Source organism: Micromonospora endolithica, from assembly GCF_003626595.1.
In the GTDB taxonomy this organism is placed as follows: Bacteria; Actinomycetota; Actinomycetes; order Mycobacteriales; family Micromonosporaceae; genus Micromonospora; species Micromonospora endolithica.
This window is the reverse complement of sequence record NZ_RBAK01000011.1, coordinates 80,712-98,583: the sequence shown is the minus strand read 5'-3', so window position 1 is coordinate 98,583 and position 17,872 is coordinate 80,712. Positions and strand designations below refer to the sequence as shown.

Annotated in this window: 20 protein-coding genes and 1 pseudogene; 12 read left to right on the top strand and 9 right to left on the bottom strand. The window is 68.7% G+C overall.

Annotated elements, in window-relative coordinates; translation table 11 throughout:
* The first annotated feature begins 22 nt into the window (after positions 1-22).
* The 3 genes from D7223_RS24305 (at position 23) to D7223_RS24295 (ending at position 2,559) form a co-directional block, all read left to right on the top strand.
* Entirely contained in the window at positions 23-427 is a 405-nt protein-coding gene (locus tag D7223_RS24305) for a RidA family protein (protein WP_202864693.1), read from the top strand.
* A 322-nt stretch (positions 428-749) separates the two neighbouring features.
* Positions 750-1,613, top strand: coding sequence for a hypothetical protein (locus D7223_RS32575; protein WP_147252517.1), 864 nt, complete (start codon positions 750-752; stop codon positions 1,611-1,613).
* 274 nt (positions 1,614-1,887) lie between these two features.
* Positions 1,888-2,559, top strand: coding sequence for a hypothetical protein (locus D7223_RS24295; RefSeq protein WP_120730749.1), 672 nt, complete (start codon positions 1,888-1,890; stop codon positions 2,557-2,559).
* Here D7223_RS24295 and D7223_RS32875 read toward each other — a convergent pair.
* The 3 genes from D7223_RS32875 to D7223_RS24280 form a co-directional block, all read right to left on the bottom strand.
* Positions 2,538-3,896, bottom strand: coding sequence for a site-specific integrase (locus tag D7223_RS32875; protein WP_158610927.1), 1,359 nt, complete (start codon positions 3,894-3,896; stop codon positions 2,538-2,540). The two genes, D7223_RS24295 and D7223_RS32875, sit on opposite strands and share 22 nt — an antisense overlap.
* Before the next feature lie 116 nt (positions 3,897-4,012).
* On the bottom strand, positions 4,013-4,348 hold the full coding sequence (locus D7223_RS24285; protein WP_120730748.1) for a helix-turn-helix domain-containing protein: 336 nt from the start codon (positions 4,346-4,348) through the stop codon (positions 4,013-4,015).
* Positions 4,345-5,466 carry a tyrosine-type recombinase/integrase gene (locus D7223_RS24280; RefSeq protein ID WP_186832217.1) on the bottom strand — a complete coding sequence of 374 codons (1,122 nt, stop codon included), beginning with the start codon at positions 5,464-5,466 and terminating at the stop codon, positions 4,345-4,347. Before D7223_RS24280 ends, D7223_RS24285 begins: the two co-directional genes overlap by 4 nt.
* Before the next feature lie 290 nt (positions 5,467-5,756).
* On the opposite strand from D7223_RS24280, the pseudogene D7223_RS24275 reads away from it, so the two are divergent.
* Together D7223_RS24275 and D7223_RS24270 are read left to right on the top strand one after the other, a co-directional pair.
* Positions 5,757-6,632 (top strand): annotated as a pseudogene (locus tag D7223_RS24275) (Tn3 family transposase); the annotation flags it as partial.
* A gap of 279 nt (positions 6,633-6,911) precedes the next feature.
* The gene (locus tag D7223_RS24270) at positions 6,912-7,481 is read left to right on the top strand and encodes a class I SAM-dependent methyltransferase (RefSeq protein WP_120730846.1); all 570 of its coding nucleotides are present in this window, start codon (positions 6,912-6,914) and stop codon (positions 7,479-7,481) included.
* A gap of 93 nt (positions 7,482-7,574) precedes the next feature.
* Here the strand turns inward: D7223_RS24270 and D7223_RS24265 are convergent, their stop codons facing one another.
* Entirely contained in the window at positions 7,575-8,228 is a 654-nt protein-coding gene (locus tag D7223_RS24265) for an SRPBCC domain-containing protein (RefSeq protein ID WP_120730746.1), read from the bottom strand.
* 28 nt (positions 8,229-8,256) lie between these two features.
* Positions 8,257-8,625, bottom strand: coding sequence for an ArsR/SmtB family transcription factor (locus tag D7223_RS24260; RefSeq protein ID WP_120730845.1), 369 nt, complete (start codon positions 8,623-8,625; stop codon positions 8,257-8,259).
* A 122-nt stretch (positions 8,626-8,747) separates the two neighbouring features.
* Here D7223_RS24260 and D7223_RS24255 point away from each other — a divergent pair, with 122 nt between their 5' ends.
* Positions 8,748-9,695 (top strand): tyrosine-type recombinase/integrase, encoded by a 948-nt coding sequence (locus D7223_RS24255; RefSeq protein WP_120730745.1) that lies wholly within the window; start codon positions 8,748-8,750, stop codon positions 9,693-9,695.
* A gap of 89 nt (positions 9,696-9,784) precedes the next feature.
* On the opposite strand, the gene D7223_RS24250 is transcribed toward D7223_RS24255, so the two are convergent.
* Both D7223_RS24250 and D7223_RS24245 read right to left on the bottom strand, forming a co-directional pair.
* Positions 9,785-9,994, bottom strand: coding sequence for a DUF1048 domain-containing protein (locus D7223_RS24250; protein ID WP_238162186.1), 210 nt, complete (start codon positions 9,992-9,994; stop codon positions 9,785-9,787).
* Positions 9,995-10,225: 231 nt separating this feature from the next.
* Positions 10,226-11,068, bottom strand: a complete 843-nt coding sequence (locus D7223_RS24245) for an alpha/beta hydrolase (RefSeq protein ID WP_120730744.1) — start codon at positions 11,066-11,068, stop codon at positions 10,226-10,228.
* A gap of 529 nt (positions 11,069-11,597) precedes the next feature.
* On the opposite strand from D7223_RS24245, the gene D7223_RS24240 reads away from it, so the two are divergent.
* The 4 genes from D7223_RS24240 to D7223_RS24225 all read left to right on the top strand — a co-directional run bounded on the left by D7223_RS24240 (position 11,598) and on the right by D7223_RS24225 (position 15,599).
* Positions 11,598-12,668, top strand: a complete 1,071-nt coding sequence (locus tag D7223_RS24240) for an adenosine deaminase (RefSeq protein ID WP_120730844.1) — start codon at positions 11,598-11,600, stop codon at positions 12,666-12,668.
* Between the two features lie 443 nt (positions 12,669-13,111).
* Positions 13,112-13,939: an aminoglycoside phosphotransferase family protein gene (locus tag D7223_RS24235; protein WP_120730743.1), complete on the top strand. Its 828-nt coding sequence runs from the start codon at positions 13,112-13,114 to the stop codon at positions 13,937-13,939.
* A 110-nt stretch (positions 13,940-14,049) separates the two neighbouring features.
* On the top strand, positions 14,050-15,099 hold the full coding sequence (locus D7223_RS24230; RefSeq protein ID WP_120730742.1) for an LD-carboxypeptidase: 1,050 nt from the start codon (positions 14,050-14,052) through the stop codon (positions 15,097-15,099).
* A gap of 164 nt (positions 15,100-15,263) precedes the next feature.
* Entirely contained in the window at positions 15,264-15,599 is a 336-nt protein-coding gene (locus tag D7223_RS24225; RefSeq protein WP_202864692.1) for a VOC family protein, read from the top strand.
* Positions 15,600-15,727: 128 nt separating this feature from the next.
* On the opposite strand, the gene D7223_RS24220 is transcribed toward D7223_RS24225, so the two are convergent.
* A complete protein-coding gene (locus D7223_RS24220) occupies positions 15,728-16,162 on the bottom strand; it encodes a VOC family protein (RefSeq protein WP_120730741.1) in 435 nt (144 codons plus the stop codon).
* Positions 16,163-16,219: 57 nt separating this feature from the next.
* Here D7223_RS24220 and D7223_RS34340 point away from each other — a divergent pair, with 57 nt between their 5' ends.
* Complete coding sequence (locus tag D7223_RS34340) at positions 16,220-16,501, top strand: VOC family protein (protein WP_158610929.1); 282 nt, start codon at positions 16,220-16,222, stop codon at positions 16,499-16,501.
* 15 nt (positions 16,502-16,516) lie between these two features.
* On the opposite strand, the gene D7223_RS24215 is transcribed toward D7223_RS34340, so the two are convergent.
* Complete coding sequence (locus tag D7223_RS24215; protein ID WP_158610926.1) at positions 16,517-17,281, bottom strand: inositol monophosphatase family protein; 765 nt, start codon at positions 17,279-17,281, stop codon at positions 16,517-16,519.
* A gap of 77 nt (positions 17,282-17,358) precedes the next feature.
* Here D7223_RS24215 and D7223_RS24210 point away from each other — a divergent pair, with 77 nt between their 5' ends.
* Positions 17,359-17,616 carry a S1 domain-containing protein gene (locus tag D7223_RS24210; protein ID WP_202864691.1) on the top strand — a complete coding sequence of 86 codons (258 nt, stop codon included), beginning with the start codon at positions 17,359-17,361 and terminating at the stop codon, positions 17,614-17,616.
* Positions 17,617-17,872 lie beyond the last annotated feature (256 nt).

The following is a 17,872-nucleotide window of genomic DNA, read 5'->3' as shown; positions in this document are numbered from 1 at the left end:
TCGCCCTGGCATGCTCTGGTGCGTGACCTCCCCGCGCCGCCTGGTGAGCTCGGGCTCACCGCTGGAACCGGAGATCGGTTTCTCCCGGGCCGTCCGGATCGGGCCGTACGTGGCGGTGGCCGGAACCGCGCCGATCGCCGACGACGGCACCACCGCCGCTCCGACAGACGTGTACGCCCAGACCGTGCGCTGCCTGGACATCGCCGAGCGGGCGCTGGCCGAGGCCGGTGCGTCGCTCACCGACGTGATCCGGACCAGGATCATGCTGGTGGACGTCTCCCGGTGGCGGGAGGCGGCGCGCGCGCACGGCGAGCGGTTCGCCCAGGTACGACCGGCGTGCACCTTCGTGCAGGTGTCGCGGTTCATCGATCCGCAGTGGTTGGTGGAGGTCGAGGTCGACGCCGTGGTGACACCGGGCGACCGGTAGGTCGCGGCGGTCGTCCGATCCGGGCCAGGCGATCCGGTCCGGCGGTGACCAGCCCGCGTCGACGCCGACCATCTCGACGTCGACGCCCGCCACCGGCGACACCGCCACGTCGCCCGGGCACTGGCGGCCTTCACCGATCTGACCGACGCCACGTTCGTCGACGCCTCCCTGCCGCCGGAACAGGTGGCCGAAGCCGTCGCGTCGCACCTTCGGTAGCGCCCCCGGATGATCTGATGGCGTCGTGGCGGGAGGGTGAACGGTCGACGGGCGCCCGGCCGGACAGCACTACGGGGGATTTCCCCGAAGGAGGGGTACGCGCCGCATGTCTCGTTCAGCTCGTGCACTGGTGGTCGCCGCGTCGACCATGGGGATGTACATGCTGGCCGCTCTTGTCGCCCCGCTCGTTCCGTTCCTACCGACTGACAAGGAAACGGACTTCGCCACCGCCGCGGTAGCTGTCGCAGCCGCCCTCGGCAGCGTGTGGGTGGCCCTGCCTCCGCCCACCCGCCCCGCTCCGCACGACTCCCCGGAGCGGACATCAGTGGTGCCGGAATCCGCGGCGCCGACCATGCCAGCGTCAGCGACCGCCGGGGACGCGGACCCGGCCCGCGGTGCCGTCGCCGAACCGGCCCGCCGGCCACCGCCACGGATCCCCCGTTCGTCCGGTGGGCCGACCCTCGCCGGGATCGTCGTCATCGGCGGTGTCCTCTTCGTCTCCGTTCTGGTCGTCGCCGTCGCACAGGGGATCCTCCTGCCGGAGGGTTCGTCCGCACGGATTGCGGACACATCGCCGTCGCCGTCGCCGTCGTCGCCGGCAGCAGCCGGGGCGACGAACCCCGGGCCAGCAACGCCTGCGCCGATCGCTACGGCACCGGCACCCCGGCCCGATGGCGTCACGTATCGATGCGCCGGCTCGGCACTCGCCGGGATCGACATCACCTACGGGCCGAGCGGCAGCGGTCTGCAGGCGACGAGGTTGCCGTTCAACGCACGCGGCGGTGTCAGTGCCTCGGTGCGGTACTACCGGATCAGCGCACAACTCCAGGGCGGTGGTCACGTGAGCTGCGTCCTCACCGTCACCGGTGCCGGTCGTACCACCACCAGCAGCGGCACCGCACGCGGCGGCCACAACATCGCCTCGGCCCAGATCTGCCGCGACTTCGATGGTCAGTGGGACTCCTGCTGACGGCGGGTCCGTGGGCATGCTCGGCGCTTGTTACTTCTTGTGCGGGCCGGACTTCCCGCTGATGGACGCCTGATAGACGTCCGCGTAGGTGGGTGAGTCCTTGACCAGGTCGCCACCGGTCTCGATGGGTCCGGGCTGCCTCGCCACCGGCCCGCCCGACTGGCAGGGTCGTGTAATCAAAGTGTCTGGTATTTCCGGCTGGTGGTCGTGACTGAGTGACTCTTGGTGAGATTGCTGGGGTCGGAGCAGTGCGAGAGGCTCGTCGAGGTTAGATGTGCCGGTGACGGTTCATGACGTAGCGAGTGCCCTGCCAGACATCGCGGTGCTTCGCCAGCGGTGTCAAGCGTTGGCGATGTCGGACGCGATCATGAGTCCGGAGTGGGAGTCGCGGTACTACTCGTTCGATTCCCGGTGGGCGCCGGGCGAGCAGATGGCGTCGATGCGAAACGGGTCGGGTGACGCGTGGTCGATCGTGTTCTCGTCGGCTGGCGCGTTCATCCGGGGCTTCGACCACGAGTCGCCGATGAGTCCTGCCAACAACGACGATGAGCTGTGGCCGGGGCTGGTCGACGCGGTGCCGGACGTCTTCTCGGGTTGTGTCGCTGAGCCGGCGTTCAGCTTCGACGGCACGCTGGAAGCGACGGTGTGCCTGTGGCGGCAGCAGGGCGATGACCGGTGGCATGCCGGGGAGCTGGTCTTTCCCGCGGGTGATGATCCCGATGGGGCTGACAGGCTGTTCCAGGTTCTCGTCGAAGGCAGCCCGGTGGCGTACCAGCGCTTCGCAGAGGACTACTACGAGACGGCCGTCGATGTGGAAGCGGTCGGCGAGATCTTCGCTCTGCACCCGCTGACCGACGACCTGGTTCGCCGCTTGAATCCCGATCTTGTGGTGGCCGATCTCGGGGAGGATCTCGCGGAGATCGGTTACCCGTCTCGGCCGGTGTAGCGGTTCCAGGTTCCACCGGCCGCGGCGTGGTGGCGCTGGGTGGTGGTGTAGTGAAAGCCGAGGGCCTGGGCGATGACCGGTGCCGGGGCTTGGAGGACGAGTTGGTGCAGTGCGGCCAGGCGGCCGGGAATGGTGGGGACGCCGAGGTCGCGGATGAGCGGGCCGATCGTGCGGGTAGTCAACGGTTGACCGGCGCGGCGTCCGGGGAACAGCCAGCGGGCGTTGCGGTTGGTGGCGGTGCGCATGTTGGTGCGCTGGTCACGTAGCGCCAATAGCAGGTCGGCGACGGGTTCGGGGACCGGCGTTGGCGGGTCGCCCAACCGGAGCAGGACGTCGGAGCCGGTGGTGTCGATGTCGTCGATGGTCAGGCCCAGGATGCGGCCGAGCGGTTGGGCGTAGAGCAGCAGCAGGATTGCAGCGACGCGGGCGCGGAGCTCGCCGGTGTCGTCGGTGATCAGCTTGCGGAGTAGTCCGATGCGCCGGTGCTGTGTGATCGGCGATTGCTGGCCGGGCCGGGGCGCGGCGGTGTGCAGCCGTGGAATGTGCCCGGCGTGGGCGGCCCAGGTCAGGAACGGTTTGAGGAGCTGCCGGTGACGCGGCGGATGGGTGACGATCCAGCGGTCCAGGTCGTGCTGCCGGAGTCGGGCGAGGGTGAGCCCCTGCTTCTGGACTCCGGCGACGAAGTCGCCAGCCCGCAGGATCTGCTGTCCGAGTTCGCCGCGGGTGCTGCGGCTCATCGGCCCGCGTTCGGCGCGGCGGCGCAGCCAGGGTAGTTGATGCCAGGTGGCGTATTGGCGCAGCAGCCGGCGCTGTTCGGTGTCGGTGATGGTGTCGAGGTGCTCGAGTAGCCATCTCTCGAAGAGCAGGATCTGCTTGTCGATCGGGGGCAGGACACCGCACTGCATGAGCAGTTCCCGCAGGTGGGCGGCAGCTCGCCATGGTTGCAAGCGGTGGAACGCGTCATGGTTCAGTTCGATGTCGCCGCGGCCCAGACCTCGCAGCAGGTCCGCAGCCGGGGCGGGGACGCCGTGCCGGGAGGAGACCCAGGCCAGCCCCGTGAGCGGGTTGTCCATGCTGGTCAGCAGCTCGGCCAGGGGCGCCAGTTCAGGGCGGATGCGGCCGTTGCCGTCGTCGAGGAGTTCGGCGATCCGCCGGGTGAACGTGCAGCGGGTGCAGCGGCGACCGGCGTGCAGCTTGCCCTCTTGCCCGCACTCGGCGCAGGTATACGAGATGGAGAATCCGGCGCAGCTGGTGCAGATCAGAGCCCGGTCCTCGGCCCGCCGTCCGGCCAGGAGCCGGTCGTAACTGCAGCCGGGGCAGCGGCCCTGGGTCCGCAACGCCCGATCTTGGCAGGTGCGGCAGACCTGGCCGTCAGGCCACCGAACGGTGGAACTGCGTCGGCCGCAGCGGACACAGTCGCGTTCGTACTGATCAGCGGTGTCGGTCCGGCTCATTAGTCGGGGCGCACGCGGGCGCGCTTGGGTCGGACAGTAGCGAGGTCCACCGGCGCTGGGGCGTCGCCGGCGACGGCCTTGCGCGGTGCGACGTTGGCCGCCGTCGTGGCGACCAGGTCGGCGGGGGTGGCCTCCAGGATGTCGCATAGCGCCGCGAGGACGGGCAGCGACAGCCGCTCCGGGGTGCCGGTCACCAGGCGGTGGACCTGGGAGGCGGACAGGTCGATGCCGCGTTCGTGCAGCAGCGGGACGAGCTCGGTGGCGGTGAACACGCCCCGGGCGGCCATCACCTCCCGCAGTCGCCACCGGTAGCTGACCTGGCGTTGCATGCTCATCGGGCCCTCCGTGTCGGCCGTAGTGCCGCCTTCATGGTCGCGTCGAGAGCCTGCCGCAGCGTGCGGGTGCGAAAGTCCGACGACACGCAGGTGTAGATCGCCGTGGTGGAAGCGTGTTCGTGGCCGACCTGCTGCTGCACGAACAACGGATCCCAGCCGGCCTCGATCAGATGGGTGACGTAGGAGCGGCGCAGGGAGTGGAAGTCCAGCCCAGCGTCCAGGCCGAGGGCGTCGCGGTAGGCCGACAGCCGCGCGTTGAGCTGGGCCAGCCCGACACGAGGTGCCCGTTCCGAGGGCCACAGCGCCGGGTTGCCTTCGATAGCCAGCAGGGGCCGGATCTCCTCGATCCACTCGGCGAGGATTTCCGGCACCCACGCCCAGACGGTCAGCACGCTGCGCCGTTTCGGCGGCGAGCCTTTCATCGCCTTGCCGTGGCGCACGTAGAGCACGCCGTACTCGCCGAACTCAGCGGCGTGCGGGTTGCGGCCGAAGTCCGCGACGTCGAGCATCCGGGTCTCGTTGCGCCGCAGCCCGTACCCGTAGGCGACCTTAAACAGGGTCGCGTCGCGGAACGCCGGCAGCCAACCCTTGCGCCCGGCCGCCCGGATCCGGGTGACCTGCTCGTCGGCGTAGTCCAGCAGAGCCTGCATCTCGTCGAGCGTGAACGCGCGCTTGGCCGGGTCACCCTCGGCCGCGGCAACGTGAACCGCGGCGTTCCACTCGTGGACCACCTGCACCGGGTGCGTACCGAAGCGCTTCTCGCACTCGCCGACCCAGCCGTAGGCCGGGTCGGTCAGATACGCGCAGAACAGCCGGACCGCCTCCTGGTAGCCGCGCAGCGTCGAGCGCCGCACCCGACGCACGGCCCGCAGATCGGTGCACCACTCGTCAACCAGCTGCGGAGTCCACCGCCACGGCAGCGCCTGCGCATGCTCAGCGAACGCTCGCACCGACCGCTGCCGGCTCTCCACAGTGCCGAAGGACAGATTCCGCGCGAGTTGCTGGTTACGCCAGCCGTCGAGCATCGCGGTGAAGACCTGCTCGTCCGGTCGCAGCAGCCGGACACCGTCAGCCAGTTGCAGGGCCGCCGAGCCCGGCGCGGCGCGCTCCACGTCCACCGACAGTAACCTCCCACCACTCGCATCAGATGCGAGATTTTCGCATCTGATGCGAGCCGTTTGTCAAACATGCAGGTCAGGATGGTCGGATTCGGAACCCTCGCGGCAGGGAGCTACCTCCAGGAGGGTCTACAGTCGTCGAAACGGCTACTCGCGTAACCAGCAGCGCCGACCTCGGCCGCACGCCGCGCGCAGACTGTCTTGTATTCGCATCAGATCGAATACGCGGCGGTTGTAGCTTCCAGACCAAAAACAACGGTAAGAACTGAGGGTTGATCAAGCTCTGTCCTGAGCCCACGTACACCCACGTCTCGGACCAGCACTCGACCTTCGACACTAAGGTCATCGTCGCGACCGCGCCGGAGTCGCACTACGTGCTCGACGGACTGCTCGGCAATGAGACCGACCTGCCCGTGTTCGAGCACGCCACCGACACCCACGGCGCAACCCTGGCGAACTTCGCCCTGTTCGACCTGGTCGGCAAACAGCTCTCGCCGCGCATCCGCGACCTCGGGAAGATCACCCTGTACCGGACCGGGCCCCGCGCTGACTTTATGGACCGCTACCCGCGCGCCGGGGCGCTGCTGACCCGGCGGCTGAACCTGGACCTGATCACGGACATGTGGGACGACCTGCTGCGGGTCGCCGCGTCGGTGCAGGGCGGGCACGCCACGGCGGCGCTGGTGGTCGGGAAGTTGTGCTCCTCGAAGCGGCAGCAGAACGCGCTGACCAGCGCGATCAAGGAGTACGGGACGCTGCGCCGCACGGTCTACGCCACCCGATACCTGGCCGACGAGACCTACCGGCGGCGCCTGAACAAGGGCGAGAACCTGCACGCCCTGCGCCGCTGCCTCGCGTACGCCGGCGAGGGCGCGTTGCGACGGCGGCACCACGAGCAGCAGAGCGAGCAGATGTGGTGCCTGACCGTGGCCACCAATGCGATCGTCTGCTGGTCCACGGAATACCACGGGTTGGGCGTGGCCGCCCTGCGCAGAGGCGGCCGCGACGTCGACGACGAGGTCCTGGCGCACATCTGGCCGACCCACCATGAGAACGTGCACTTCTACGGCACCCACTCGGTCGACATCGACGGCGAGCTCGCTCAGCTCGACACCGACGGCTACCGGCCGCTACGGCTGATCGAGGCCACCTCGGCACGACGCTAACCACGGGCTGGTGAGGTGACGACGTCGTCGGTGACGGTGGTGGGGGAAGTACGTGTTCCGCGACGGTGATGGCAACGAGATCGGCATCGGCGGCGACGTCTCTGCTGCCGGACGGTGACTGGTCGCTCGCCGCAGTGCCTACTGCCCGGTATGTGCCTGTCTCGCTACTCCCAGAGCGGGTTAGGGGCCGGTTCTACGCTCGCGGGATGAGTGGGATCGAGGACTGACTCTTAAAGTGACGCCGTGAGAAGCCAACCGGTCCGTGACGCCTACTCGTACATGTCGGAGCAGTACATCGCCTTGTTCGATGGTGACTGGCAGGCCCACGCGGACGACGCGGCCCTCGTCCGAGGTCACCTCGTCGGCCTGGACGGCACGGTGCTCGATCTCGGTTGCGGCCCCGGCCATTGGAGCGCCTACCTGCATTCGCTCGGCGCCGACGTGACCGGCGTCGACTTGGTCCCCGAGTTCATCGACTACGCCCAGACCAACTTTCCCGGGCCAGAGTTCCAGCTCGGAGAGATGACCGACCTGGACCTTCCCGCCCATTCGGTGGCCGGCATCCTCTCCTGGTATTCAACCATTCACATACCGCCACCGGAGCTGGACGGTGTGCTAGCCCGGTTCCGCCGGATGCTGACCCCTTCCGGGAGGCTAGTAATCGGCTTCTTCGACAGCGACGACGGGGTGGCCGCGTTCGATCACAAGGTCCACACCGCATACCGCTGGCCTGTGGACGAGTTCTCCGCCCGCCTGAGAGAAGCCGGTTTCACCGAACTTCAGCGTCTTAGGCAGCAGTTTCCGGGCCGCAAGTGTGCGGCCATCGCCGCAGCAGCCGCTGCGTCATAGTGGCCGACTGACCAGCCCTGCGGCCGACGCGCATGCTCGGCGGCGACTGCTGCGCGCCGACGGTGCGGTCACCTCCGCGGTGGCGTTACTTCATCACGCGTCCCCGGCGGGCTGGTAGAACGCGGTGGTGGCCTCGACCGCGGCCGCGACCTGGCTCGGTTCGCCGCCGCCGGCCAGGTGGGCCTCGCCCCAGGCGGCGGCGCTACGCCGGCTGAACTCGCGGCCGGCGGGCGATGCCCTGAACTCCTCGTGGTCAAGGACCTCGCCGTCGCCCAGGAAGCCGGCGAGGGTTAGCAGATGCAGGTCCCAGCCGACACCGCCGGCACCGGGACCGTAGGTGGGGAACATAGGTTCTCCGACGGCGGCAGCGTGGACCAGTTCGAACTCGGTGTCTCCGGCTGATCCGGGAGACAGTCGCACCTCGACCTCGCTTGTGCCGGGCCACTCGTCCGCGCCGGGCCCGAACATCCAGGACACCCGCAGCAAGCGCGGCGGCTCGCACCGGAGGATCTCGCCATGCTCGCCGCCGTCTAGCTCGAATGTCCCGCCGAGGCGAAGGTCGCCGGTGACCGGCTTCATCCAGCGACTCAGTCGCTCGGTGTTGGTGATGGCGTCCCACACGTCATCGAGGTGCGCGTTGTAGCGACGCCTCAGCTCCATCGTGTAGGCCTCACCGGCGGGCAAAGTCGCCGTGCCCATCTTCCGGCGGGCCGCGGACAGCTCGTCGAGAACATCCTTCATCGTCATGCTCCGTTCGGTAGGGAACCCCTCGTGCCTACGCTTCTTCGTTGGGCCCGCCAGGCTCGTCGTTGGCGGATTGCCGGGTAGTACGTCTGCCGCGGGCGAGCTCGGTCTCCAGTGCGTCTAGTCGCTGGTCCCAGAGCCTGCGGAACCGGTCCAGCCACGCGTCAACCTCGCTCAACGGCCCGGCCTCGACGGCGTAGAACCGACGAGCCCCCTCAGCCCGGACCGACGCGAACCCGTGCTCACGGAGAACCCGCAGATGCTGGGAGACAGCCTGCTGCGACAGTGCGAACTCGACCCGGATCACATCTGTGATTGCGCCAGCGGTCTGCTCACCGTCGGCGAGCAGCTCCAAGATCCGCCGACGCACCGGGTCGCCGAGGACGTCGAACGCGTTCACGACCACAGCTTACCATGGTTCACTTGTACAAGCCGACAGTGGTATTTCCCCGAAAGGCTTCGCGGTATCGGCATCGAAATCCTCCTCGACGAACTCCGGGCATCACCGGAGGAGCCGCCGAGGTGTCCGTGATCCCGCTGCCGACCGCCCGGCGCCCGGTGGCGCTCGTGGTCGCCGTCGACGCGTTCCTCGACCGGTTCCGCGACGACCCTGCCACCCGCGCCACCTACACCGAGACTCTGCATCGGCTGCGCGAGACCGCCGGGGATCAGCTACCGGTCGCCGCGCTCACCCCGGAGATCTACGAGCAGACGATGGCCCGCTGGGACGAGCGGGCCGCGAACACCTGGAACAAGCACCTGTCCGCGCTGACCTCGTTCACCGCCTACTGCCGCCGCCAGGACTGGCTGACCACCGACCCCGGCCGGCGCCTGGAACGCCGCAAGGTCACCCGAACACGGGACAAGGCCATCCCCCGCGCCCGGCTCGACCGGCTGTTCACCGACGACCGCAACTCACTGCGCGAGCGGGTGCTGTGGCGAATGCTCTACGAGACCTGCGCCCGCACCGAGGAGATCCTCAGGCTGAACGTGCCCGACCTCGACATGGAGTTCCGCCGCGCCCTGGTCGTCGAGAAAGGCGGCGACCGCGCCTACGTGCACTGGGAAACCCCGACCGCACGCCTGCTGCCCCGGCTACTGGCCGGCCGCGCCATCGGGCCGGTGTTCCTCACCGACCGGCGGGCCGCAGCAGCGGGGCGCCGCGCGCCGGCACTGGGCGACATCTGCCCGGACACCGGCCGCAGCCGGCTTTCCTACCCGCGCGCCGAGTACCTGTTCAAGCAGGCATCCCAGCTCCACGATCCGCACGGCGCCGGGTACACCCTCCACCAGCTGCGTCACTCCGGGTTGACCCATCTGGCCGCCAAGGGCCGCAGCGCCGCCGAGCTGCAGGCCAAGTCCCGCCACCGGCACCTGGCCACCCTCGGCATCTACGTCCGCCTCGGCGAGGAGACCTCCGCCCGCATCACCGCCGAGAACGATCAGCACCACCGCCGACACCGGCGCTGACATCCCGTCCCACTTACCGAGATCACGGAAAACGGCCGAATCGGCTGCCAGGCAACCTCGCCTTGAGGAACTACGCCCCAGGTGAGGGCCTAGATCAACTGCTTACCGTTGTTTTTGGTCTGGAAACTACGGGCGGCCCCACCAGCCAACGCCGTGCAGAAGCCGGGGATGTCGTCGCCGAGCACCTGCTGGATGCTCTGCCCGTCCGCCGATGCTTCTTCGAGCTGCCCCAGGGCGGCGTCGAGGATCGGCATCAGGTTGCGGCCGGTGAAGCCCGGTGGACCGTGATCTGTTCCCACGCCGCCTGGTAGTCGGCTGGCAGAGCCGCTGCCCGGGCTTCGAACCCCTCCACTGCGCCAGATCGAGCCGGGACAGCCGACTTCCAATTAATGAATTACCGGTAAGGACAATCCAATAATTATTCGGCACAAAACACCTGAACCAGACAGGCATCATAATGACTGTTATTGTGTGCCGGGTCGTGGCGGCACCCGGCGGCCGGTCGGGGCAGGGTGCCTCGAAGCTTGCGGTCAGCCGGCCGGCAGGAACCCTTCCGCGCCGAGCCACGCCTCGCAGGCCTGGGCCCAGCGGGCCGTGTGCGGAATGTGGATGGCACCGTGCGCGCCGTAGGCGACTCCGTTCGCCAAGCCGAGGCCGTGCCATCCCCGCGGATAAATGTGCAGCTCCACAGGAATGTTGGCGTCGAACAACGCCCTCGCGTACGCGAGGGCGTTCGGGAACCCCGGCGGGTCCTCGGCGGTGGCCCACAGGAAGGTCGGACAGGTGTCAGCGTCGATGTTGCGAGCCGGTGACAGCTCCTCGCGCAGTTCCATCTGCCCGTCGAGGATCCACTGCACCGGCTCATCCGGCAGTAGGTGCAGATCCGCTGGTGAGTAGGCGAGGACCGCGAAGTCCGGCCGCGGCGGCAGCGCGACCAGTTGCTCCGTCGACAGCACCGTGCCGGTCGCCAGCAGTCCGGCGAGATGCCCGCCAGCGCTCGAGCCGACGACGCCGACGCGCTCACCAACGTCCAATCCGTGCTCGCCACTACGGATCCACTCCAGGGCGGCACGGCCGGACTCCAGCGGTGCAGGGAAGCGGTGGTCGGTCATCAGCGGGTACCGCAGGACGAACGCGTGGAGCCCGATACCGCTCAACCAGCGGGCATAGCCTTCGCCCTCGTGTTCAGTGTGGAATCGGTATCCGCCTCCTGGCAGCACGAGCACTGCCGGTCGCCGGCCGGGAAAACGCTCATCAGCCGGGTAGGAGGTGATGTCGGGTTCGCCGGCGGCGTGGTCACGCCGTACGCTCGCGGTGTCGGCCCCCACCGCGTCCTGGCGCGCAGTGGTGGTACTTGTCGGGTCGGTGGTCATGTGATCCTTCGCGTCGTTGGTGATAACGACGGAAGCAGCGACAGACAGCCGAGAAACTCGTTCGAGCTACGAGCCGGCGTGGAGCACGCCCCACCGGCACACCGCAAGGTTCACCTGTGGGCCGAAGCGACATGAGATTCCGGATAGGCTCGACCGGCGCGCGACGCAGATATCGCGCCATAAATCAGCGGCGGCTGAAGCTGCTGCCTCCATCGTGTCGGCCCATCCGGGGCACGGCACAACCCTACCGATCAATGCCGGCATCGTTCAAGTCACTCCTGGCGAGGCCGGTAGCTTCAAACAACCATCGACCGCCAGGTCCTCCAGTTGAGGCAGAGGAGTCGCTGACGCCTGCCTCGGACGGGGTTGTCGGCCGTCGAACAGGCTGTTAGCGTGCCGATGCGGGTCGAGAGGCGCTGCGACGGATATTCATCCGCCACGCTCGGTCCGTTCCATGGTCCAAGGGCGCCTCCCGCTGGGGAGGTCGCCCTTCCCCCAGCGGATAGCTCGCACTGTGGGGGTCGTACAGATGGCAATGGACCTGACTGACTTCATTACCGGGCTACCCAAGGTGGAACTGCACGTCCACCACGTCGGGTCGGCAACACCGCAGACCGTGGCTCGCCTGGCCGAGCGGTATGCCGGAACCACGTCCGTGCCGGCCGACCCGGCCTTGCTGGCCGGGTACTTCACGTTCACTGACTTCGCGCACTTCATTCAGGTGTACCTGTCGGTGGTGGACCTGATTCGCGACGCCGAGGATGTGGCCACGCTGACCTACGACATCGGTGCCGGTCTTGCCGCCCAGTCCGTGCGGTATGCCGAGCTGACGCTGACCCCGTACTCGTCGATCGTGCGGGGCATCCCGGCCGAGGAGTACTGCGAGGCGGTGGAGGACGCTCGGCTTCGGGCCGCCCGCGACCACAGCATTCAGCTGCGCTGGTGCTTCGACATCCCGGGCGAGCCCACGATGACGGGCGCGGACGTCACGCTCGACGTGGCGCTCAAGCAGCGCCCGGAGGGGCTGGTCAGCTTCGGGCTGGGCGGCCCGGAGGAGGGAATCGCCCGCGCCCGGTACACCGCCCACTTCGCCGCCGCCCGCGCGGCCGGGCTGCACAGCGTCCCGCACGCCGGCGAGTCAACCGGTCCGCAGACCGTCTGGGACGCCGTGCGCCACCTCGGCGCGGAACGCATCGGCCACGGCATCGCCGCCGCCCGCGACCCCAAGCTGATGGAGCACCTCCGCGAGCACGACATCGCCCTGGAGGTGTGCCCGACCTCCAACGCCTGTACCCGCTCGGTAGCGTCGCTGGCCGAGCATCCGCTGCCGCAGCTGGTGGCCGCGGGTGTGCCGGTCACCATCAACTCCGACGACCCGCCCATGTTCTCCACCACGCTGAACCGGGAATACCAGGTGGCCGCAGACCTGCTCGACCTGGACGAGCACGGCGTCGCTGAGCTGGCTCGCCAGGCCGTGCGGTTCTCGTTCCTCGACGATCCGGGCAAGGCGGCCGTGCTGGCCGAGATCGACAACTATCTCAAGGTGTTCTCGAACCGTGCGGCTGCGGCGACCAGCCGGATCGCGGGAGAACCCCGATGACCACCGCCGGAGCGGGCACCATCCGTGTCGTTGACCGCAGCTGCGGCACATCGTGTGCGACTGGAACGGCACGCCCGTTGACGCGCTGCGATGCCTGCGGGTTCCCTCCCATCAACCGGGATGACGATCAGCGGCATCAGTGTCAGCCGATCCTGTTGTTCCACGAACGGCTCGTCGGTCGTGCCCTCGGCGGGCAGGAGGAGCAGCGTCTCGACGGGTGTTCCGTGAGGCATAAGCCCGGCATCGCCAGGCCGTGAGCGAGCCTCACGGCCGATGTGTCCGGAGATGGGCGGCCGCAGTGGGCGCCGGGATGCGGCCGACCAGGGCGAGCAGGCCGGTCAACTCCGCGACCTGCGTGCCGTCGCGGATGCCGCCGTCGTTTCCCGGATCGTGGCGGCATTCGAGGGCCGATCGGGCCACGAACCCTGAGCTACGGTGCTCCAATGCAGGCGTACGAGACTCAGCGGGCGACGCAGGCAGCCATGTCGAGCGCTTCATTGCTCGGCCTGACCGCCCACGACGCCGTCGTCCTGCACAACTCGAACAAGCTCACCCTGCGTCTGCAGCCGTGCGACGTGCTGGCCCGGGTGGCGCCGTCGGCACACCGGGGCGTCCAGTTTGAAGTGGATGTCGCTCAGCGGCTGGCCGAGGTGGGGAGCCCGGTGGCCGCGCTGGAATCGTCCGAGGTCCTTGTCCGGGACGACTACCTGGTCACCCTGTGGGCCTACTACGAACCGGTGACCACCCAAGCGATCCCCGACGCGGAGTACGCCGGCGCGCTCGAACGTCTGCACGCCGGAATGCGTCGGGTCGACCTGCCCGCCCCGCACTTCACGGAACGAGTTTCCGAGGCCCAGAGACTCGTGAACGACCAGGCCCGGACACCGGAACTGGCTGACCCGGACCGGGTCTTCCTCGCCGGCACGTTGGACCGCATGCGGCGAGCGGTCAGCGAGAGCGGCCATCGCGAGCAACTCCTGCACGGCGAGCCCCATCCGGGCAACCTGCTGTCGACCCGGACCGGACCGCTCTTCATCGACTTCGAGACGTGCTGCCGGGGGCCGATCGAGTTCGACCTGGCCCACGCGCCCGACGAGGTGGCAGACCACTACCCGAACGTCGATCGCCAGCTGCTCGGAGATTGCCGGTCGCTCATGCTGGCGATGATCACGGCGTGGCGCTGGGATCGCGGCGACCAGTTCCCCGACGGCCACCGGCTCGGCGTCGAGTGGCTGAGCGAACTCCGTAAGGCAACGGCCCAGTCTGGATAGGGATCTCGACTCCCGCTATCCGCAGGACAGCGGACCGTCCCGTGCCGGGTCCCAGAGCCGGTGCATCGAATGGGGATGCGCACGGAGCGACGGACCTGTTGGATCTCCGTATGGAGCACGATCTCGTCCGTCCGCGCAAGGCGCGCCCGGGCGACCACATCGCGGTCCTCTCGCCGTCCTTCGCGGCGGCCGGTGCCTTTCCGGAGATCCACGAGCAGGCCATGCGGCGCCTCGCCGAGGTGACCGGCCTCGTTCCGGTGGAATACCCCACCACCCGCGAGGTGGGTGCCAGCCCGGCAGCGCGTGCGGCGGACGTCAACGCCGCCTTCGCGGATCCCCGGGTGCGCGGGATTCTCGCCGTCGTCGGAGGCGAGGACCAGATCACCGTCATCCCGCATCTGGACGCGAACCTGGCCCGCGCCGATCCGAAGCCGTTCCTGGGAACCAGCGACAACACCAATCTGCACCACTGGCTCTGGGGTCTCGGCATCGCCAGCTTCTACGGGGGGTCCTCCCAGGTGCACCTCGGCCCCGGGCCGGCCGTGGACGACATTCACGCCCGGTCGCTGCGGGCGGCGTTACTCACCGGGGAGCGGCTGGAGATCACCGATCCGGGCGAGTCCGAGGACGTCGGGATCGACTGGGCCGATCCGCGGGCGTTGGAGTCCTTCGGTGAACGCGAGCCGACGCAGCCGTGGGACTGGTACGGGCCACGCCGGGTCGTCACCGGCGCCACCTGGGGTGGTTGCCTGGAGGTCCTCCAGTGGATCCTGACGGCGGGACGCTTTCGGTTCCCCGCGGAGGTACTGCGGGGCGGGGTGCTGATCGTGGAGACGTCCGAGGAGTTGCTTCCGGCACGAGAAGTCGGCTGGATCGTCCGCGCACTTGGCGAGCGTGGAGTCCTCGGCGCGGTCGATGCGGTCCTGGTGGCCCGTCCGCCGGTCTCCGACTTTCACCGCCGTCCCGCTGCGGCGGAACGGGCACGGCTGCGGCAGCAGCAGCGGGACACCGTCGTCGACGTGGTGGCCCGCTACAACCCGGGGGCAGTCGTCTGCGTCGGCGTCCCGTTCGGTCACACCCGACCTCAGTGGATCCTTCCGCACGGCGGCCCGGTCACCGTCGACGGGGTGCAACGCCGGATCTTCGCCGACTATCGCTGACCGACGGGCTCACCCCGGCAACGGGCGCGCGTTAGGTTCGTCCGATGGGCGTACGTTTTCAGCTTGTCATCGACTGTGCCGACCCGGCCCGGCAGGCCGTGTTCTGGGCGGGGGCGCTCGGCTAGGTGCGTGAACCGGCGCCCTCGGGCCACGCTTGGTGGAAGGTGTACTACCTCCCCCTCGGCGTGCCGGCGGACGAGCTGGAGGAGATGACCGACGACGACGTGGACTCCATCGTCGCCCCGGACGGCCTCGGGCCACGGATCTGGTTCCAGCCGGTCCCCGAGGGGAGAGTTCGTGAACCAAGAGACGACGATCCCGAATCGGTGCGGCGACACAACCGGCTGCACTTCGACATTCGGGGCGGGGCCGAGAACCTCCCTCAGGTGGTCGCGAAGCTGATCGCTCGTGGTGCGATGAAGCTGTGGGATGGCCGGCAGGGGCTACATGCATGGGTCACGATGGCCGAACCGGAAGGCAACGAATTCTGCGTCGCCTGATCCTCGGGCTTCCTCGATTCAACAATCCTTGAAATCGCGCTTGCCGGACCGGAGATTGTCGGATTCCGCACCCGGATCGCGCGATGGTGAACTGCACCGGTCGACTGCGAAGCCGGCATGTGCGGCACTTAGTCCAAGCAGAACTCGTTGCCTTCGATGTCCTGGAGCGTGTAGCACGACTCGTTTTCCTCATCGGCATGCTGCAGCAGCACAGGTGTCGCCCCGAGCGCGATCAGCCGTGCGCCTTCGGCCTCAAGTACGGCCAGGCGCTCGGCGCCCACGAGCCCGGCGCCGGTCCGCACATCGAGATGCAGCCGATTTTTTACGACTTTGCCTTCTGGGACGCGCTGAAAGAACAGTCGCGGGCCGACGCCGTTGGGGTCGATGCAGGCCGACCATGCGTCCCGCTGCTCGGACGGCAGGGCGAGGTTGTAGTCCTCCCAGCTGGCAAACCCCTTCGGTGGGGGCGGCAAGACGTACCCCAACACCTCGCACCAGAATCGAGCGACGCGCCCAGGCTCCTTGCAGTCGAAAGTGACCTGGAACTTCTTGATCGACGTCATGGCTTCACCCTAAAGCAGGCTCTTCCGCCGCCATAGGCCGCCCCGAGACCAAGATCGATCGGCACTTGGTTTCCGAAGGCTGCCCTGACCAACTCGGGCAGGAGTCCTTTTCTTGCCATATGCCCCCGAGGCCAAGGTGGTGAGAACCGACTACATCTGGATGTCAGGGTCACCGATCGATCGGCAACGCTCCTGGAACGTCGGAAGCGGGTCGACACCGAGGTCGAGCGGCTGACCGGGCTCGGCGCCACCGTCGTCCGGGTGCTGGCCGAACCCGGAATGGACCATTACGGGGTGACCATGCACGACCTGGAGGGCAACGAGTTCTGCGTGGCCTGACCACGGCGGGGGCGGTCAGGGACGCGTCGGGTACCCGAGCGCGGTGAGTAGCTGACCGTGCAGGTTGGCGTTCGAGTACAGCCCCCCGCCCTGGTCGCCGCCCATCCCTCCGGTGCGATCGGTGAAACGGCCGCCGGCCTCCTGGACGAGAAGAATCCATGGCGCGTGATCCCAGATGTGGTAACGCTCGACCAGGAAGGCGTCGACCTCGCCCCGCACAAGCTCGACGAGCGGGAGTGGGCTCGCCGGCGCGTGCCACCCGTCCGGAGGACGACGGGCTCTGGACGACACGTCCAGAGCCTGGAGCCGAGCCTCGGCCACTGTCGAGGTCGTGCTGACCTCGAGGCGCATTACGCGTGCGTCCTCGCGCGGCCAGGACGACTCGAAAGACCCGCCACCCCGGGTCGCCCACCAGCAGCGGCGCAGCGCAGGAGCGGTGACCACCGCGATCTCGGTGCGCCCGGCGACCTCCAGCGCGAGCTGGACACGCCAGTTCGGGTCATGTCGACTGAAGAACGACGTGCCGTCCACCGGGTCGATGATCCACACACGATCGGACTCACCGCGCCGACCGAACTCCTCGCCGAGGAGGGCGTCCGCCGGCCGCGCCGCCGACAAGGTCTCCCGGAACAACCGCTCGACTGCCCGGTCGGCCTCCGTGACCGGCGTGCCGTCGGCCTTCAGCGTCGCCGAGACACCGGACTCGAAGTGGGCGAGCGCGAGACGCGCCGCCAGGTCCGACGTCTCCAGCGCCAGGTGCAGGTCGTCTGCCAGGTCCACGACGGACGACGGTAACAGCCCCGGTCGCTTGGCCTCGGCGGGCCGCCGCGGCCGATCCGGATGAGTACGGTGGGAGGGTGGGCGAGCAGGATCCGCGGGACACCGGCGTGGTGGCGACCTGGCACGAGGAAGAGGGCTGGGGGACCGTCGTCCTCGACCGTGCCGACCTGACCGTGTGGGTCCACTTCAGCGCGGTCGTCGCGGCACCGGGTGAGTACCGGAGTCTGGCCCCCGGTCAGCGGGTGCGATGCCGCTACGAGGTTCCCGGCCAGGACGGGTACCCCGCCCGGGCGACCGAGGTCGTTTCCCGCGACGGGGACGAAACTCGCTGGTGACGGCGCGGGCGGTTCGCTAGCCTTCGGTCTCCGGCCCGTCGAGGAGGTCCCGATGATGTGCATGGTTTCCCGCGAGATGGCTGTCACCGCTACGCCGGGTGAGCTCGCCGCGATCTGAACGGTCGCCGCACCCGCCGGCAGGCACCCTGCCGGTGACGTACGCGCTCCTCGCCTCGTAGCGGTCCCGCTGGCCGCGGCCGCTCCGCGCCGCCAGCTCCGGACGCCGTCGTTCGGCGTCATATCACCGCCTGTCGCG